Raw genomic sequence first — 15,663 nt, forward strand, 5'->3', positions numbered from 1 at the left:
CCTATTCCAGACCGTCGTCCGACACGACGAAGGGCCGGTTCTCCGCCTTGGCCTGGGCCGCCAACTCCTCCTGAACCAGATGCCAGCGCCGCAGCCGCTCATAGTCGATGGCGTGCTCGGGCGAGGCGTCCAGCCAGTGACGGAAGTCCTCGATCTGAAGCCGGGCGTCCGCGGCGGCCGTATCGGGCAGGGCCGGCACGTTCGGCAACTGGCGCGCGACATCCGCAGGAATGGGAAAGTCGCCGGACGCGGTGCTCAGGATCATCGGTCTTCTCGGATAGGCTGCGGTCGGGAGAGGACGACCATGACGCGAAGCCGAGCCTTTCGCCACCTTTTCATCGCTGCGGCGTTGTGCAGCAGGTTCACAATGGCCAAGCTGCGCAGAACGCCACGGCCTCGGGAGAGACAGTCATGATCGTTCGCACCGCCGCCATCGCCGCCGCCCTGCTGGTCGCCGCCCAGACCGCGCCCGTCGCCGCCCAGACGGCGCCGGCGCCGGCGACCGCCGACCCCTATCGCGATCAGCGCGCCCTGCCCGACCCGGCCGATCCCGCCAGCCGCGACGCCCTGCTGAAGGCGCGGGGCGAGGCCTATCACCGCGCCAGCGACGCCCAGCAAACCGAAGAGGAACTGCGCACCACCCGCGCTCTGAACGACGAGATAGCCGCCCAGAACGCCCTGGCCGACAAGACCGACGCCGACAACCGGCTGGACTACGACGCCGCCCTGGCCCGTCATCAGATCGAGGTCAGCCAGGCCGAGGAACAGGCGCGCGCCGCCGCCGAGACCGCGCGTCTGGCGCAGGAGAAATACGACCGCGACTACGCCGCCTGGCAGGAACAGGTGCGACTGTGCCGCACGGGTTTCCGCCCCGCCTGCACCGCCCGACCGGCGTGGGTCGCGCCGGCGCAATAAGCGCTATCAGTCCGCCTTGGTTTTCGCCTCGGCGATCAGCGCGTCGTCGATTTCGCGGGCGCGCACAGCGGCCGGGCGTGTCGTGATCCGTTCGGCATAGGCCGTGAAGGCCGGCCGTTCAGGCAGGCTCTTGAACATCAGCCCCCAGGCGATCTGGCTGCCGACATAAACATCGGCGGCGCTGAACCGCTCGCCAAGGATCCACGGACTGCGATCCAGCGCATGTTCCAGCCCGTCGATCACCTGATCGAACGAGCCGTAGCCGACCATGGCCGACTTCTCGGGCGGCGGCAGTTGGCCCAGCGACTTGGCCGTCACCGCCGCCTCGACCGGCCCGGCGGCGAAGAACATCCAGCGATAAAAAAGGCCGCGCAGCGGATCGTCCGTCGCCGGCGCCAAGCCGGCGTCAGGAAAGGCGTCGGCCAGATAGGCGCAGATGGCGGCGCATTCGGTGACCACGATCCCGCGATGGGCGACGGCCGGCACCTTTCCCATCGGATTGATCGCCAGATAGTCCGGCGACTTCATCGCCGCATAGCCGACCACGACGGTGCGATAGGGCTGGCCCACCTCCTCCAGCATCCAGCGGACGATGCGTCCGCGCGACATGGGGTTGGTGTAGAAGACGATCTCTTCGCTCATGGCGTGCTCTACCCCTTTTTGGGCCTACCGCGCTTCGCGCTGCTTGAGGCCGACTATTCTCCTGGCCTACCGCTTCGCTGCTTCAGGCCTGGTCAGCCCGCCACCAGGCTCATATCGCGGCGCGCCATCATGCGGTCGAACTCGGTCCAGACGCCGTCGGCGCCGTGCCAGTTCCCTTGCGTCGCCGCCTTGGAATATTCGGTGGCGCGGGCCTCGAAGAAGTTGGCGTGTTCGACGCCGCTGAGCAGCGACTGCAGCCAGGGCAGCGGGTTTTCCGTCACCCCATAGACTTCCGGCAGCTTCAGCTGACGCAAACGCCAGTCGGCGATGAAGCGGATGTACTGTTTGATGTCCTCGGGGGTCATGCCCTGGACCGAGCCCATCTCGAAGGCCAGGTCGATGAACTTGTCCTCCATGTTCACCACCGTCTTGCAGCAGTCGACGATGTCGTCCGCGACCGACTTGGTGACGGCGCCCGTCTCTTTGTTGAAGGCGTGGTACAGCTTGATGATGCCTTCGCAGTGCAGGCTCTCGTCGCGCACCGACCAGGACACGATCTGGCCCATGCCCTTCATCTTGTTCTGGCGCGGGAAGTTCATCAGCATGGCGAAAGACGCGAACAGCTGAACGCCTTCCGAGAAGCCGCCGAACATGGCCAGGGTCCGGCAGATATCCGCGTCTGAATCGACCCCGAACTGGCCCATATAGTCGTGCTTGTCCCGCATGGCCTCATATTCCATGAAGGCGCCGAACTCGCTCTCAGGCATGCCGATGGTCTCGAGCAGAAGGGCGTAGGCCGCGATATGGATCGTCTCCATATTGCCGAAGGCGGCCAGCATCATCTTCACCTCGGTCGGTTTGAAGACCCGACCGTAGCGTTCCATGTAGTTGTCCTGAACCTCGATGTCCGCCTGGGTGAAGAAGCGGAAGATCTGGGTCAGCAGGTTGCGTTCGCCGTCGTTCAGGGTCGAGGCCCAGTCCTTGACGTCCTCGCCCAGCGGCACCTCTTCGGGCATCCAGTGGACCTGCTGCTGCTTCTTCCACATGTCGAACGCCCACGGATAGCGGAACGGCTTGTAGGCGGCCGACGGGGTCAGAAGACCGGCGCGCTCGGGAAGGATGATCGGAGTGATGGCGTTCATCGAACTGGACCTGAGGGCGATTCTGAAGACCCATTCACCATGCGATTTGAAGGCGTCGGCGCCAAGTCAAATTAGGTCTATGTTGCGATCACGATTTATCTCGCCGCTAGATGTTGTGTCCGTGCCGCAGATTCCTGGGGACGGGCCTGGGGATGACGCCGCGCCCGACGGCTCAGGCGGCTTGGGCGTCCAGTCGTGAAGCGGCCGCGCTCAGCGCCTCGTCGATGGCGGCGTAGAGCTTGGCCTGGGTCACCGGCTTGGCCAAATGGCCGTCCATGCCGGCGGACAGGCACCGGGCGGCGTCTTCAGGCATGGCCTCGGCGGTGACGGCCAGGATCGGCGTCTGGCCGGCGGAATCGGTCAGGGCGCGGATCGCACGGCTGGCGGCCAGGCCATCCATCACCGGCATGCGCACATCCATCAGGATCAGGTCGAAGGCCTCGGCCGAGACCGCATTCACCGCCTCGCGCCCGTCGCATGCCTCGGCGGTGTCGCAGTCGGCGGCCTGCAGCATGATGCGTAGCAGGTCGCGATTGGCGGGATGATCGTCGACGATCAGAACCTTCATGCGACGGCTGTCCAGCGGCGCGCCGTTCTCCGTCTCTACCGGCACCACGATCGGCGCCTCGATCTTCAGGGTGAAGGTCGAGCCCTGCCATTGCACGCTTTCGACGACGATGGTTCCGTTCAGGCGCTCGGCGTGGCTCTTGGCCAGGGCCAGGCCGACGCCCGCCCCCTCATGCGCGCGGCTGGTGGAGGCGTCCGCCTGTTCGAACAAACGGAACACGCCCGCCTGGGTTTCGGCGTCCATGCCGCAGCCGGTGTCCGACACGGCGATGCGCAGCCGGTCGTCGGTCCGAGCGACGGTGACGTCCACGCCCCCGCGCGAGGTGAATTTCGAGGCGTTCAGCGTCAGGTGATGCAGGATCTGGCGCAGACGCCGCATGTCGGTCAGCACCCAGCCCTCTGCCTCCGGCGCGATGTGCAGATCGAACGTCAGGCCGCGGATTTCGGACCACTCGCGCGCCGGCGCCACGGCGTCCTGAATCAGGACGCGCAGATCGGCGGGCTTCAGCACGACCTCGTCGCCCCCGCGTGAAATCTCCAGCAAGTCCTCGACCAGGCGCAGCATGGATTCGCCGCACTGGCGCACCGCATTGACCTGGCGATGGCCCTCCGCGTCCAGGCTGGTCGAGCGCGACAACAGGTCGGCATAGCCGGTGACACCAGTCAGGGGCGTGCGCATCTCATGGCTCATCAAGGCCAGGAAGCGCGATTTCGCCTCGTCGGCGCGCCTCGCCCGGGCCAGGGCGTCCAGCGCCGCCGCCGTGCGCGCCCGCAAACGCGCCGTCAGCCGCCGGCGCTCGGTCGACAGGGTGGTGATGGGCAGGACCGACCCGACGACGCACAGCAGAAACAGATGAAACACATTCATCTGGCGCATCACCTCCGGCAGCGCGGCTAGAACCGGATCGGGCGGCAGGCGGGTTAGCACGACCGGCCCATGTCCGCTCAGAGTGGCGGCGCCGCCGATGACCGCAACCATCACCACTGCACAGGCGGTCGTCGGCGGGCCCAGACGGAAGGCCAGAAGGATCAGCGGCGGGAACACCGCGAACATCACCGGCGCCGCAGACTCGCTAAAGGCCCAGGTTGTAACAACTCCGACCAGCACCAGCAGGGCGGCCGCCTCGGTTATCTTGGCCTGGGCGTCGTCCTTGAACCGATGATTACGCGCCAGCAGCAACAGGGACGGCGTGACGATCATCATCGCCAGCAGCTCCATGTCGAACAGATGGTGCATCCGGAACGCCAGCGTGCCCGGCACTTTCCAGCTCATCAGCACCGCGACCGCGCCCGCCAGCAGGGTGCTGATCAAGACGGCCGGCACGGCAGCGAAGACGGCGAAGCGGAACAGACGCCAGGGCCGGCGCATATCCAGCGCGGCTCCGCAGACCCGGCGCGCCAGCACGGCGGCGACGCAGACCTGCGTCAGGTTCAGGGCGACATTGGTGAACATCATCACGCCGGGATCGCCGCGCACGATGTTGCTGACCAGGTTGATCGCGGCGCAGGCGAGCATGACGCCGATGGCCTGGCGACGATGAAGCTGAAGGACGGCGGCCAGAAGCACCGCATTGGCCGGCCACAGAACCGTGGCGCCGAACGTATGCATGCTCCACTGGGCGACCGACAGGCACAGGCCGAACAACGCCACATAGGCGTAGGGCGACGGCCCAGCTGCGCGACCGGCCTCGTGACGGAAAAACCGCCAGCGCCCGCCCTCTGCGTTCACCCACTTCAGTCCCATGACGTAACGGTGACACGCAGGGGTTAAGGATCCCGTAGCGGCCGACCTAGGTAGGATTGCGGAACCGCCGTTCAGCGTCGCCGTTTACTCGCCCTTGCCAGCAAAGGGCCCCAGCCGATGTCAGACGTGATCGCCGAACCGACCTTCGAGCCGCCGGCGGACGCCCTGGCCTTCTATGAAGAGAGCCTGCGCCTGCTGAAGGAAAGCGGCATCCCCTTTTTGCTGTCAGGCACCTATGCGGTCACGGCCTATACCGGCATCCGGCGTCCGACCAAGGATCTGGACGTCTTCTGCAAGCCCGGCGACTACCCCCGCATCCTGGCCTTCTTCCAAAAGCACGGCTACCGCACCGACGTCGAGGACGAGCGCTGGATCGCCAAGGTCTGGAAGGACGAGAAACACTTCTTCGACGTCATCTTCGCCATGTCCAACGGCACCATCGCCGTGTCCGACAGCTGGTTCAGCGAGGACCGGATCACGGTCTATGGCCATCAGGTCCAGATCACCCCGCCCACGGCCCTGATCCTGTCCAAGGTCTTCATCCAAGACCGCTATCGCTATGACGGCGCCGACGTGAACCACGTCATCCTGAAACAGTCGGACGCCATCGACTGGAAGAGCCTGCTCGACCAGATGGACCTCTATTGGGAGGTGCTGGCGGCGCATCTGCTGAACTTCCGCTTCGCCTATCCGACCGAGCGCGACCGGATTCCGCGCTGGCTGATGGAAGAGCTGGTCCAGCGACTGACGGCCCAGATCGACCTGCCGGCGCCGCGCGTGAAGGTCTGTCGGGGCCGGCTGTTCAGCCCGCGCGACTATGTCGCCGACGTCGCCGAATGGGGCTTTGGCGATGTGGTGGGCAAAGGGCTGGAGGAACGCCACGACCCCGTCCACCTAGGCCACTGAGAGGTAAGCCGCCATGACCGACGCCGTCCCCGATCCCCAGACGACCCAACCCGGCCTGCAGCCCGGCCCCGCCAAGACCCTGCGCGTCGCCGCCGTCGGCGACCTTCATGTCGGCGAGACCACCGAGCATCGCTATCGCGACCTGTTCGAACGGGTGTCGGACGACGCCGATGTCCTGTGCCTGTGCGGCGACCTGACCAACTACGGCAAGACGCCCGAGGTCGAGCGGCTGCTTGAGGATCTCAAGCTTTGCAAAATCCCGATGGTCGGCGTGCTGGGCAATCACGAGCACGAGTGCGGCCAGCCCGAGGTCGTCACCAGGATGCTGACCGACGCCGGGGTCAAGATGCTGACCGGCGAGGCCTATGAGATCGACGGCGTCGGCTTTGCCGGCGGCAAGGGTTTCGTCGGCGGCTTCGGCCGCTACATGCTCTCCTCGTTCGGCGAGGCCTCGATCAAGCGATTTGTCCAAGAAGCGGTCGAAGACGCCAATCTGATCGAGAACTCGATCCGCATGCTGCGCACCGAACGCTCGGTCGTACTGCTGCACTATGCGCCCGTGGTCGAGACGGTGATGGGCGAGCCGCCCGAAATCCACGCCTTCCTGGGGTCGTCGCGTCTGGCGGAAACCATCGACCGCTATGACAATGTTCGCCTCGTCGTGCACGGCCACGCCCATCGCGGCGGACCCGAGGGACGCACCACCAAGGGGACGCCCGTGTATAATGTCGCCCTGCCGGTGCTTAAGACCCTGGGCGACAAGCCTTATCGGGTCTTTGAAATCTGATCGGACTGTAGGAGGGTGCGGCCGGGGCTGGGATGCAGCCTCGTTCGGGGCCGCAAGGCGGCCCGTCGTGGAGTTTCCGATGCGCCTTCTGTCTTCCGCCGCGGCCGTCGCCGTCCTTGCCCTGACCACGCCTGCCTTCGCCGCCGGTCAGGCCGCCGCCCCTGCCCCTGCGCCCCAAGCCGCTCCGGCGCCCGCCCAAGAAGCGGACAGCCCCGAGGAAGCCGCCTTCGAGGCCAAGGCGGAAGCCTTCGGTCAGGTCATGGAGACGATGGCCGGCGAGATGCAGACCGCCGCAGCCCAAGCCGACAAGACCAAGGCGAAGGCCGACCTGGACGCCATCCAAGCCAAATATCAGCCCCAGGTCGACGCCTTCGCCGAAGACGTCCAGACGTTCGCCATCAGCAGTGGCCAGGCGACGCCCGAACAGCTCGCGCCGGCGATCCAGCAGATCAAGGGCATCCCTGCCGATGTCCGAGGCAAGATCGACGCCGCCGCTGCAGCCCCAGCCGCCGCTGCGCCGGCGACGCCGCAGTAAGCCGAGCCTTACCGCGATTTCACTTGAGACGGGGCGGCTGAGGGCGGAGTTTGCGCGGGTCATTCAACGGGAGCCGTCCCATGATCCGCCTGCTCAGCCTGACCGCCGCCCTGGCGCTCGCGCCCCTATCCTCGGTCCTGGCGCAGACCCCGGGGCCTGCGCCCACGCCGGCTCCGGCTCCGGCTTCCGCTGAAGCCGCCGAAGCCCGCATGGAAGCCGCCGCCGAGGCCTTCGAGGCGCGCATGGAGACCTTTGGCGAACGCGCCGAGGCGATTTCCGAAGACGAAAGCCTGAGCGAGGCCGAACGCGGCCGTCGCATCGCCGCCCTGTGGTCGGACTATGCGCCCGATGTCGCCGCCTTCACCGCCGAGACCACGAAACACGCCACCGAAATGGCCGCCCAGGCCCTGAAGGACATCGACGTCGACGCCATTGTCGCTGAGGCGCTGAATGACCCCGAGGTCAAACAGGCGATGGAAGAGGGGATGCAGAAAGGCGTCGTCACCGCCGAAGGCATCGCCCGCAACAGCGCCTGGACCAATCCGACGCCCGAGCAGATGGAGACCTACAGCCTGGTCGCTCAATACGCGCTGGACCAGGCCGCCGACGCCGTCGTCGAGGACGAAGCGGCCGCCGAGGTTCCCGAAGCGCCCGAGGCGCCAGAGGCCCCCGAACCGCCCGCGCCGCCAGCCCGTCCGGCCGCCTGATTTGCTGTCTCCTCCCTGCGCAGCGGGAGGGGGACCGCGCAGCGGTGGAGGGGCTCTTGAAGCCCCCCCAGCCGTCTGTGAGGCGGTGAAGAACCCCTCCGTCGCGGCGCAAGATGCGCCGCGCCACCTCCCCGCGACGCGGGGAGGAGACAGAGCGCCTTGACCGCGACCGACTAAGCAGCGACATCGCGCCGCATGCCCGCCCTGCCCGTCGATCCGCACCTCTATTCGACCTTCCTCGGCGTCATGGCGGTGATGGCGATCACGCCCGGCCCCGCCAATCTGTTCGCCGTCGCGACCGGGGTTGAGAAAGGCCGCGGCTCGGCCCTGATCGGCGTCTTGGGCATGAACGCCGCGACCCTGGTGTGGTTCGGCGCGGCGGCCGTGGGGCTGGGCGCCTTGGTCAAGGCCTTCCCCGCCGCCTTCAAGGTCATCGCCGTGCTGGGCGCGCTCTATGTCGCCTGGCTGGGGGTCAAGGCGCTGCGCGGCGCCTTCGCCACCGCCGCCGATCCCGACGAGGTCGTCGTCAAGAAAGGGCGCAGCGCCCTGATCGACGGGTTTGCCGTCCAGATCGCCAACCCCAAGGCCATTCTGTTCTTCACCGCCGTCCTGCCACCCTTCATCGACGTGAACCGGCCGGTCGCCCCGCAGATGGCGATGTTCGCCATGGCGGCCATCGGCATGGATATGGTGTCGATGAGCACCTACGCCCTGTCCGGCGCCGCCCTGTCGCGCCGCATGCAGCAACCGCGCTTTCGCAAGGGCTTCGGCGTCTTCGTCGGCCTGCTGCTGATGGTCGCCGCCGTGCTGATCGTTCTTAGACTCTAGAGCATGAATCTGGAGCCTGATTCACGGCATCAGCGGAATCGCGAAGCGATTCCTCCTCAGCCGATCAGGCTCTAGACGCCGCGACGCTTCGTCATACAGTGATCGGGAACGCCTTCGTTCATGCTCCGTTCAGCCGTCAGAGCGCCCGAATGGGCGATCAAGGAGTTTGATGTCATGAAAACCCTCCCCCTGAAGACCCTGGCGGTGACCGTCGCCGCCGGTCTGGCTCTGGCGGCCTGCGCCACCGCCACCCCGTATCAACCCGCAGGCTTCAACGGCCAGCGTGGCGGCTATGCCGAGCAGCGCCTGGAGAACAATCGTTTCCGGGTCAGCTTCTCAGGCAATTCGCTGACCTCGCGCGAACAGGTCGAACAGTCGTTGCTGCTGCGTTCGGCCGAGCTGGCGGTCGAAAGCGGTTACGACTGGTTCTCCACCGTCAATCGCGCCACCGACCGCGACACCCGCTTCGTCGGCACGCCCGATCCGTTCTATTCGGGCTATAACCGCTTCTACAGCCCCTACTGGGGTCCGTCGTGGCGCTACTATCGCAGCGGCTTCTGGAGCCCGTGGGACCGTTACGGCCCGTGGGGCGTCAACGACTTCGACGTCCGCCAGGTCGACCGCTTCGAGGCCAACGCCGAAATCGTTCTGGGCCGCGGCCCCAAACCCGCCAACGACCCCAACGCCTTCGACGCGCGCGAAGTGATCCAGAACCTGGGTCCGCAGGTCACGCGCCCGGCGGCCTGATGCTGAAAGCCCCTCTCCGCGACGTGGAGAGGGGCTTTTTCTTTCATCCCACGCGCGGTGACTTTAGCCTGCGCTTGTTGGAGTGTGTCGCCGGCGCCGTGCCCAGATCCTCGGGCACCTCGCCCTTGAAGTAGTAGCGCTGCCACGCCTCCTTGGCCGCATCCGGATCGCCGCCGGCCAGGCGCTGGTTGAAGTCGGTGCGGGCGCGGTTCCAGGCCTCGAACTGTCCCTTCATCACCGGGTTGGATTCCAGCGTGCGGATGATCGGCTGGAACTGTTCGACCTTCTTGTGCTCGATCAGATTGATGAAGCAGAAGGGTTCGCCCTTCTCGAAGGTGATCCGTCCCGGTCGGGTGAAGATCCAATTCATCGTGAAGGGGAAGGGCAGCCAGTCCGTTTCGATCAGGCCGACCAGCGGCTGGATGCCGTCCTTCACATGGTTGGGCGATCCCGAACACATCATCCCCCAGCCGGGCGGCGTGCGGAACAGATATTGCGGATGCATGGTCAGCACCCCGCGCGAGAAGTGCGAGGTCACGAAATGGGCCAGATCGTGCTGGGGCCGATCCGGCGTGATGACGATGTCTTCCTGGCGCGGACCGCCGTTCCACTCGGCCGAGAAGCCGAACGGGCACAGGATTTCCCAACCCGTGGTGTTGGCCATGTTCAGCGGCAGGCACCGATAGGGGTGGCGGCTGATGAAGGCGTCCATCCAGTTGCGCGACTGGCGGCCGGGCACCAGGTCCGGCGGCCGAGCCGTCATCGGATAGCATTCCAGTTCCAGCGGGCGCGTGTTGACGGTATCGACCATGACCATTTCCTAACGCCCGAAACCCGACGGCTCAACCATGACTGAAGCACCCGCTTTCGACCGCGAGAAACTGACCGTCTGGCTGAAGGCGAACGGCGTGGATCACCTCACCCACGACCACCCGGCCGTCTTTCGGGTCGAGGAGGGGCTGGATCTCAAGGCCGACCTGCCGGGCGCCCACACCAAGAACCTGTTCCTCAAGGATCACAAAGGCCGCCTGTGGCTGATCTCGGCGCGTCAGGACACGGTGATCGACCTGAAACGCGCCGCCGCCGTCATGGGGTCGGGCCGCCTGTCGTTCGGCGCCGAGACGCTGATGTGGGAGACGCTGGGCGTCCGCCCCGGCTCGGTGACGGCGCTGGGCCTGATCAACGACACAGACCGCCGCGTCACCTTCGTGCTGGACCAGCGCCTGTGGGACGCCGACATCGTCAACTTCCACCCCCTGACCAATACGGCGACCACCGCCCTGGATCAGTTGGCCTTCCGGCGGGTGCTGGCGCTGCTGGAGCGTGAGCCGGTGGTGTTGGATTTCGAGGCGATGGGCGCGTGAACCCATAGGGCGAAATCAGACCTTCGCCAGGCGCGCCCTTCTCCACGACGCCCGCACGCCAAGGATCGCGACCGGCAGGGCGAAGATGTTCATATAGCTGCCGCCCAATCTGTAGTCGAACAGCCACCGGCCGCAGGTGATTTCCACCACGAGCCAGGCGAGGACAAAACAATTCGGCCAGATCGTGCGTCCATACACGATGGCGTAATAGGCCAGGATCACAAATCCCGTCAGCACCCCATGCACGACCAGACTGGACCAGTCGCCCGTGAACAGCGCGACAAAGGCCAAGAAGCCGTGAACCATGCCTAAGGGAATAACGGCTGCGCTTCCGCCTTCAATGCCCTCCGATAGGCTGCGCTTTGTGTTCACAGGCGCGAAGGCGGCCACCAGGACCCTCTGATCATTGCTGAGGGCGTTCGACGCCACCTCACCAAAGCGCACCCTGCGACCGGCGGCGCGCTCCGCCAGCGGCAGCGGCAGCGGCTCTTTGATGGGACGGTTTTGGTTGTCCAGCATTTAACCTGAATATGGCAGGCGTGCTTGCAAACAGGTTAGCGGCGATGCCAGAGCGGTCGCCGCACCTCATTCTGCCGGACTTCGGGGATGTCGCGAGAGACGCAGCCGCGTCGCGGTAAAGCCGTCGTCATGGCCAACCGCTTGAACCTTGCCGCACAAGCCCCATCTCGCAAAGTCGGGCACAATGAGCGACGCGCGGCGGGGGATTTCAGACGAATTAGACGAATTAGACGGTGTTTTTCATGCCCACCGTCTGAAATCCAGGCGCGACCTTTTCCCGGCTTGATGCCGACGCATCCCGACGCCATCTGAACCGTTGAACCTGACTGATCTCTGCGCGGACCTCGCCCATGACCCTGCTCGACCCGACCCTGACCCCCGACGCCGCCGGCGACCTGATCAAGGAAGGCACCGACGCCTCCTTCATGACCGACGTGATCGAGGCGTCGAAACATCAGCCGGTCATCGTCGACTTCTGGGCCACCTGGTGCGGGCCGTGCCGGACCTTGGGGCCGGCGCTGGAGAAGGCCGTGCGAGCCGCCAAGGGGGCGGTGAAGATGGTCAAGATCGATGTGGACGCCAACCCGGCCTATGCGGGCCAGTTGCGGGTGCAGTCGATCCCGACGGTCTACGCCTTCGTCAACGGCCAGCCGGTCGATGGCTTCCAGGGCGCCATTCCCGACAGTCAGATCAAGGCCTTCATCGACAAGCTGACCGGCGGTCAGGGCGGCTCGACCGAGACGGCGCAACTGCTGGAGCTGGGCGAGGAATCGCTGGGCCTGAACGACTTCGGCGGCGCGGCCCAGGCCTTCGCCCACGTTCTGTCGATTGAGCCCGAGAACGAGAAGGCCATCGCCGGCATGGCGCGGGTCTATCTTGCGGGCGGCGACCCCGAACAGGCGGCCCAGACCATCGCCATGGCGCCGCAGGACTCCAAGGAACCGACGGTCCAGAGCGTGCGCGCCCAGCTGGCCCTGGCGTCTAAAACCCCTTCCGGCGCCTCGGCCGAACTCGAGGCCAAGGTCGCCACCGATCCGAACGATCATCAGGCGCGTTTCGACTTGGCCGAGGCCCAGAGCGCGGCCGGCGACTTCAAGGGCGCCGTCGACAATCTGTTGGCCATCATCCAGGCCGATCGCGAGTGGAACGATCAGGCGGCCCGCAAACAGCTGCTGGTCATCTTCGACGCTGCGGGGCTGACCTCGGACGTGTCAAAGGACGGCCGGCGCCGGCTGTCGTCCATCCTGTTTTCGTAGGTCTCCACCCCATGCCTCAAGGCTATGTGCGCGCCCTCGACCTGCCTCAGGTGATCCCGGTGTTCCCGCTGGGCGGGACCATCCTGCTGCCCCGCGGGCAGCTGCCGCTGAACATCTTCGAGCCGCGCTATCTGAACATGGTGGACGACGCCATGGCCGGCGACCGGATCATCGGCCTGGTCCAGCCCAAGGGCGGAACGCCCGCCCTGCCCGGCCTGTCGCCGGTCGGTTGCGCGGGTCGGATCACTAGTTTCGCCGAGACTTCCGACGGGCGCTATCTGATCACCCTGACTGGCGTGTCGCGTTTCCGCATCGCCGCCGAAATGCCGTCCAAGACCCCCTACCGCCAGGTTCGCGCAGCGTTCGAGGCCTATGAGGACGATCTGGTCTCCCCGCCCGAAGAGCCGGACTTCGACCGCGACGCCTTCCTCGACGCCCTGCGCGCCTATATGGCGCACCGGCTTCTGGACATCGACTGGGAGACGGCCGAGACCGCGCCGATGGAGGCTCTGGTCAACAGCCTGTCGATGGCCCTGCCTTTCGAGCCGGCCGAGAAACAGGCGCTGCTGGAGGCGATGGGCCTGATGCCGCGCGCCGAGGCCCTGACCGCCCTGATGCGCATCGACGCCGCCGACGGCGGTGACGACGCCGCGCCGTCCATGCAATAAGCGGCCACGCTTTCAGGAACCTGCCATGAGTGACGCCTTCAATACGCCCGTGTCCGTCGATCCCCGCCTCTTGGAGGTGCTGGTCTGTCCCGTTACGCGCGGCAAGCTGACCTACGACCGCGACGCCAACGAGTTGATCTCGGCGGGCGCCAAACTGGCCTATCCGATCCGCGAGGGCGTGCCGATCATGCTGGCCGAGGAAGCGCGTCAGCTCGACTAAATATATTCCGCTCATCCCCGCGAAAGCGGGGACCCAGCGCTTTGGGCGATAAGGCGTGTCCGATGGATGCTCTTGGTCGATCCAACGCACTGCCGAGCGAAAGAACTGGGTCCCCGCTTTCGCGGGGATGGGCGGATAAGGTTGCGGCGAAGCTCGTCGTTTCAATTCCGCATTGCCTGCCAACGTAGAGAAGGCCTACCGATGCTCAGAGTCGCCATCCAGATGGACCCGATCGAGGCCGTCGACATCGCCGGGGACACCACCTTCCTGATGGCCGAGACGGCGCAGGCGCGCGGTCACAAACAGTGGGTCTATGACTTCCGCACCCTGGCGCTGGAAGAGGGCCGCCTTTACTGCCGCGCCCGCCCGATCACCGTGCGGCGCGAGGTCGGCAACCACGTCAGCTTCGGCGATTGGGAAAAGCTGGATCTGGCCGAGGACGTGGACGTGATCCTGATGCGCCAGGATCCGCCCTTCGACATGGCCTATGTGACCGCCACCTATCTGCTGGAGACGGTCCATCCACGGACGCTGGTGGTCAACGACCCGGCCCAGGTGCGATCGGCCCCCGAAAAGCTGATGGTCACCGCCTTCCCCGGCCTGCAACCGCCGACCCTGATCTCGGCCGACCCCGTCGCCCTGGACGCCTTCCACAAGAAGCATGGCGAGGTGGTTTTGAAGCCCCTGCATGGCAACGGCGGCTCGGGCGTGATCAAGCTGCGCGCCGATGATCCGAACCTGGACGCCCTGATCGAGATCCATGCCGCAGGCAGCCGCGATCCGCTGGTGATCCAGAAATTCATTCCCGCCGTGTCCAAGGGCGACAAGCGCATCCTGCTGATCGACGGCGAGCCCGTCGGAGCCATTAACCGCGTCCCGGCGGCGGGCGCGGTGCGCTCAAACCTGCATGTCGGCGGCACGGCCATGCCGGTCGAGCTGACGCCGCGCGACCTGGAAATCTGCGCCGCCATCGGCCCGACGCTGAGGGAACGCGGCCTGATCTTCGTCGGCATCGACGTGATCGGCGACTATCTGACTGAGATCAACGTCACCTCCCCTACCGGCGCCCAGCAGTTAAAGGCCTTCACCGGCATCGACGCCACGGCCCTGATGTGGGACGCCATCGAAGCCAAACGCGCCGCACAGGTTGCGTGATCGCTACTTGAATTAGATTTCAGTTCATGGTTCGTTCTCTCGCTCAGGTGGGAGAACGACATGGTCGCGCGGGTTGTCACGGTCGCCTTTGACGGGGTGGAAGCCCGGCGCGTGGACGTCGAGGTCCAGTTGATCGGCAATGACGGGCCGACCATCTTCAATATCGTGGGCCTGCCGGACAAGGCGGTGGCCGAAAGCAAGGAGCGGGTGCGCGGAGCCTTCGCCGGCATCGGTCTGGCGCTGCCCGCCAAACGGATCATCGCCAACCTGGCGCCGGCGGACCTGCCCAAGGAGGGCAGCCATTTCGACCTGCCCATCGCCCTGGCCCTGATGGCGGCCATGGGGGTGATCGCGCCCGATGCGCTCGACGGCTGGGCCGCCATCGGCGAGCTGGGGCTGGACGGCCAGATCGCGCGGGTCGGCGGCGCCCTGCCCGCCGCCGTCGCCGCAGACGCCATGGGACTGGGTCTGATCTGCCCCGAGGCGACGGGACCGGAGGCGGCCTGGGCCGGCGGCGCCCGCATTCTTGCGCCGCGCTCGCTGATCAGCCTGGTCAATCATTTCAAGGGAACCCAGGTGCTGCGCGCGCCCGAGCCCGGACCGCTGGCGGACGGCAAGGCCGTGCCCGACCTGCGCGAGGTCAAGGGTCAGGAAAGCGCCAAGCGCGCGCTGGAGATCGCGGCAGCCGGCGGTCACAACCTGCTCGAACCGGAGCCGATTGTCATGGTCCGGGCATGGTCTCCCAGACGATTCAGCCAACGATCCCAGCGACCATCTATGTTCGTTGGTCCAGTGAGGCCCAGACAGGGCGAGACAGTCTTCGGCGCCAGCTTGAATCGGCCCAGCGGTATGCGGACGAACATCGTCTCCTGATCGTTGAAACCATCATCGATGAGGCTGTCTCCGCATTCTCCGGTCATCATCTGACCAAGGGTCGGCTGGGAGAGTTCATCCGTCGTGT

General features: G+C 66.1%; 18 protein-coding genes and 1 pseudogene. 13 read left to right on the forward strand and 6 right to left on the reverse strand.

Translation table 11 applies throughout. The features are described from left to right. Position 1: 1 nt before the first annotated feature. Entirely contained in the window at positions 2-265 is a 264-nt protein-coding gene (locus tag HNP47_RS15570; protein WP_045810907.1) for a hypothetical protein, read from the reverse strand. A 146-nt stretch (positions 266-411) separates the two neighbouring features. Between HNP47_RS15570 and HNP47_RS15575 the strand changes: the two genes are divergently transcribed. After that, entirely contained in the window at positions 412-915 is a 504-nt protein-coding gene (locus HNP47_RS15575; protein ID WP_184280277.1) for a hypothetical protein, read from the forward strand. A 6-nt stretch (positions 916-921) separates the two neighbouring features. Here the strand turns inward: HNP47_RS15575 and HNP47_RS15580 are convergent, their stop codons facing one another. The 3 genes from HNP47_RS15580 to HNP47_RS15590 all read right to left on the reverse strand — a co-directional run bounded on the left by HNP47_RS15580 (position 922) and on the right by HNP47_RS15590 (position 5,010). Beyond that, positions 922-1,557 carry a glutathione S-transferase family protein gene (locus HNP47_RS15580; RefSeq protein WP_184280278.1) on the reverse strand — a complete coding sequence of 212 codons (636 nt, stop codon included), beginning with the start codon at positions 1,555-1,557 and terminating at the stop codon, positions 922-924. A gap of 92 nt (positions 1,558-1,649) precedes the next feature. Next, complete coding sequence (locus HNP47_RS15585; protein WP_184280279.1) at positions 1,650-2,699, reverse strand: ribonucleotide-diphosphate reductase subunit beta; 1,050 nt, start codon at positions 2,697-2,699, stop codon at positions 1,650-1,652. A gap of 172 nt (positions 2,700-2,871) precedes the next feature. Then, entirely contained in the window at positions 2,872-5,010 is a 2,139-nt protein-coding gene (locus HNP47_RS15590; RefSeq protein ID WP_184280280.1) for a response regulator, read from the reverse strand. Between the two features lie 117 nt (positions 5,011-5,127). Here HNP47_RS15590 and HNP47_RS15595 point away from each other — a divergent pair, with 117 nt between their 5' ends. From HNP47_RS15595 to HNP47_RS15620, 6 genes are all read left to right on the forward strand, one after another. Further along, positions 5,128-5,916 carry a nucleotidyltransferase family protein gene (locus HNP47_RS15595; protein ID WP_039246573.1) on the forward strand — a complete coding sequence of 263 codons (789 nt, stop codon included), beginning with the start codon at positions 5,128-5,130 and terminating at the stop codon, positions 5,914-5,916. A 13-nt stretch (positions 5,917-5,929) separates the two neighbouring features. Beyond that, a complete protein-coding gene (locus HNP47_RS15600; RefSeq protein WP_184280281.1) occupies positions 5,930-6,703 on the forward strand; it encodes a metallophosphoesterase in 774 nt (257 codons plus the stop codon). A 79-nt stretch (positions 6,704-6,782) separates the two neighbouring features. Beyond that, a complete protein-coding gene (locus HNP47_RS15605) occupies positions 6,783-7,238 on the forward strand; it encodes a translation initiation factor IF-2 (protein ID WP_184280282.1) in 456 nt (151 codons plus the stop codon). Positions 7,239-7,318: 80 nt separating this feature from the next. Beyond that, entirely contained in the window at positions 7,319-7,945 is a 627-nt protein-coding gene (locus HNP47_RS15610) for a hypothetical protein (RefSeq protein WP_184280283.1), read from the forward strand. A gap of 195 nt (positions 7,946-8,140) precedes the next feature. Then, positions 8,141-8,773, forward strand: coding sequence for a LysE family translocator (locus tag HNP47_RS15615; RefSeq protein ID WP_184280284.1), 633 nt, complete (start codon positions 8,141-8,143; stop codon positions 8,771-8,773). A gap of 174 nt (positions 8,774-8,947) precedes the next feature. Next, a complete protein-coding gene (locus HNP47_RS15620) occupies positions 8,948-9,520 on the forward strand; it encodes a CC0125/CC1285 family lipoprotein (RefSeq protein WP_184280285.1) in 573 nt (190 codons plus the stop codon). A gap of 43 nt (positions 9,521-9,563) precedes the next feature. Here HNP47_RS15620 and HNP47_RS15625 read toward each other — a convergent pair whose 3' ends face one another. After that, on the reverse strand, positions 9,564-10,331 hold the full coding sequence (locus HNP47_RS15625; protein ID WP_156146787.1) for a DUF6065 family protein: 768 nt from the start codon (positions 10,329-10,331) through the stop codon (positions 9,564-9,566). Positions 10,332-10,368: 37 nt separating this feature from the next. Between HNP47_RS15625 and HNP47_RS15630 the strand changes: the two genes are divergently transcribed. Then, positions 10,369-10,884, forward strand: coding sequence for a prolyl-tRNA synthetase associated domain-containing protein (locus HNP47_RS15630; protein ID WP_184280286.1), 516 nt, complete (start codon positions 10,369-10,371; stop codon positions 10,882-10,884). A 15-nt stretch (positions 10,885-10,899) separates the two neighbouring features. Here the strand turns inward: HNP47_RS15630 and HNP47_RS15635 are convergent, their stop codons facing one another. Beyond that, the gene (locus HNP47_RS15635; RefSeq protein ID WP_184280287.1) at positions 10,900-11,403 is read right to left on the reverse strand and encodes a hypothetical protein; all 504 of its coding nucleotides are present in this window, start codon (positions 11,401-11,403) and stop codon (positions 10,900-10,902) included. A 350-nt stretch (positions 11,404-11,753) separates the two neighbouring features. Between HNP47_RS15635 and trxA the strand changes: the two genes are divergently transcribed. From trxA to HNP47_RS15660, 5 genes and pseudogenes are all read left to right on the forward strand, one after another. Further along, on the forward strand, positions 11,754-12,659 hold the full coding sequence (gene trxA / locus HNP47_RS15640; protein WP_184280288.1) for a thioredoxin: 906 nt from the start codon (positions 11,754-11,756) through the stop codon (positions 12,657-12,659). Positions 12,660-12,670: 11 nt separating this feature from the next. Beyond that, positions 12,671-13,327, forward strand: coding sequence for an LON peptidase substrate-binding domain-containing protein (locus HNP47_RS15645; RefSeq protein WP_026108391.1), 657 nt, complete (start codon positions 12,671-12,673; stop codon positions 13,325-13,327). 25 nt (positions 13,328-13,352) lie between these two features. Further along, positions 13,353-13,547: a Trm112 family protein gene (locus HNP47_RS15650; protein ID WP_055754657.1), complete on the forward strand. Its 195-nt coding sequence runs from the start codon at positions 13,353-13,355 to the stop codon at positions 13,545-13,547. Between the two features lie 201 nt (positions 13,548-13,748). Next, positions 13,749-14,702 carry a glutathione synthase gene (gene gshB / locus HNP47_RS15655; protein ID WP_184280289.1) on the forward strand — a complete coding sequence of 318 codons (954 nt, stop codon included), beginning with the start codon at positions 13,749-13,751 and terminating at the stop codon, positions 14,700-14,702. Positions 14,703-14,762: 60 nt separating this feature from the next. Further along, a pseudogene (locus HNP47_RS15660) lies at positions 14,763-15,407 on the forward strand (magnesium chelatase domain-containing protein); the annotation flags it as partial. Positions 15,408-15,663: the final 256 nt, after the last annotated feature.

The organism is Brevundimonas vesicularis (genome assembly GCF_014204545.1).
In the GTDB taxonomy this organism is placed as follows: Bacteria; Pseudomonadota; Alphaproteobacteria; order Caulobacterales; family Caulobacteraceae; genus Brevundimonas; species Brevundimonas vesicularis_B.

Excerpts from the sequence above, each read along its gene's own strand:
- HNP47_RS15570 (WP_045810907.1), bottom strand. The coding sequence starts at position 265 with ATGATCCTGAGCACCGCGTCCGGCGACTTTCCCATTCCTGCGGATGTC.
- HNP47_RS15575 (WP_184280277.1), top strand. The coding sequence starts at position 412 with ATGATCGTTCGCACCGCCGCCATCGCCGCCGCCCTGCTGGTCGCCGCC.
- HNP47_RS15580 (WP_184280278.1), bottom strand. The coding sequence starts at position 1,557 with ATGAGCGAAGAGATCGTCTTCTACACCAACCCCATGTCGCGCGGACGC.
- HNP47_RS15585 (WP_184280279.1), bottom strand. The coding sequence starts at position 2,699 with ATGAACGCCATCACTCCGATCATCCTTCCCGAGCGCGCCGGTCTTCTG.
- HNP47_RS15590 (WP_184280280.1), bottom strand. The coding sequence starts at position 5,010 with ATGGGACTGAAGTGGGTGAACGCAGAGGGCGGGCGCTGGCGGTTTTTC.
- HNP47_RS15595 (WP_039246573.1), top strand. The coding sequence starts at position 5,128 with ATGTCAGACGTGATCGCCGAACCGACCTTCGAGCCGCCGGCGGACGCC.
- HNP47_RS15600 (WP_184280281.1), top strand. The coding sequence starts at position 5,930 with ATGACCGACGCCGTCCCCGATCCCCAGACGACCCAACCCGGCCTGCAG.
- HNP47_RS15605 (WP_184280282.1), top strand. The coding sequence starts at position 6,783 with ATGCGCCTTCTGTCTTCCGCCGCGGCCGTCGCCGTCCTTGCCCTGACC.
- HNP47_RS15610 (WP_184280283.1), top strand. The coding sequence starts at position 7,319 with ATGATCCGCCTGCTCAGCCTGACCGCCGCCCTGGCGCTCGCGCCCCTA.
- HNP47_RS15615 (WP_184280284.1), top strand. The coding sequence starts at position 8,141 with ATGCCCGCCCTGCCCGTCGATCCGCACCTCTATTCGACCTTCCTCGGC.
- HNP47_RS15620 (WP_184280285.1), top strand. The coding sequence starts at position 8,948 with ATGAAAACCCTCCCCCTGAAGACCCTGGCGGTGACCGTCGCCGCCGGT.
- HNP47_RS15625 (WP_156146787.1), bottom strand. The coding sequence starts at position 10,331 with ATGGTCGATACCGTCAACACGCGCCCGCTGGAACTGGAATGCTATCCG.
- HNP47_RS15630 (WP_184280286.1), top strand. The coding sequence starts at position 10,369 with ATGACTGAAGCACCCGCTTTCGACCGCGAGAAACTGACCGTCTGGCTG.
- HNP47_RS15635 (WP_184280287.1), bottom strand. The coding sequence starts at position 11,403 with ATGCTGGACAACCAAAACCGTCCCATCAAAGAGCCGCTGCCGCTGCCG.
- trxA (WP_184280288.1), top strand. The coding sequence starts at position 11,754 with ATGACCCTGCTCGACCCGACCCTGACCCCCGACGCCGCCGGCGACCTG.
- HNP47_RS15645 (WP_026108391.1), top strand. The coding sequence starts at position 12,671 with ATGCCTCAAGGCTATGTGCGCGCCCTCGACCTGCCTCAGGTGATCCCG.
- HNP47_RS15650 (WP_055754657.1), top strand. The coding sequence starts at position 13,353 with ATGAGTGACGCCTTCAATACGCCCGTGTCCGTCGATCCCCGCCTCTTG.
- gshB (WP_184280289.1), top strand. The coding sequence starts at position 13,749 with ATGCTCAGAGTCGCCATCCAGATGGACCCGATCGAGGCCGTCGACATC.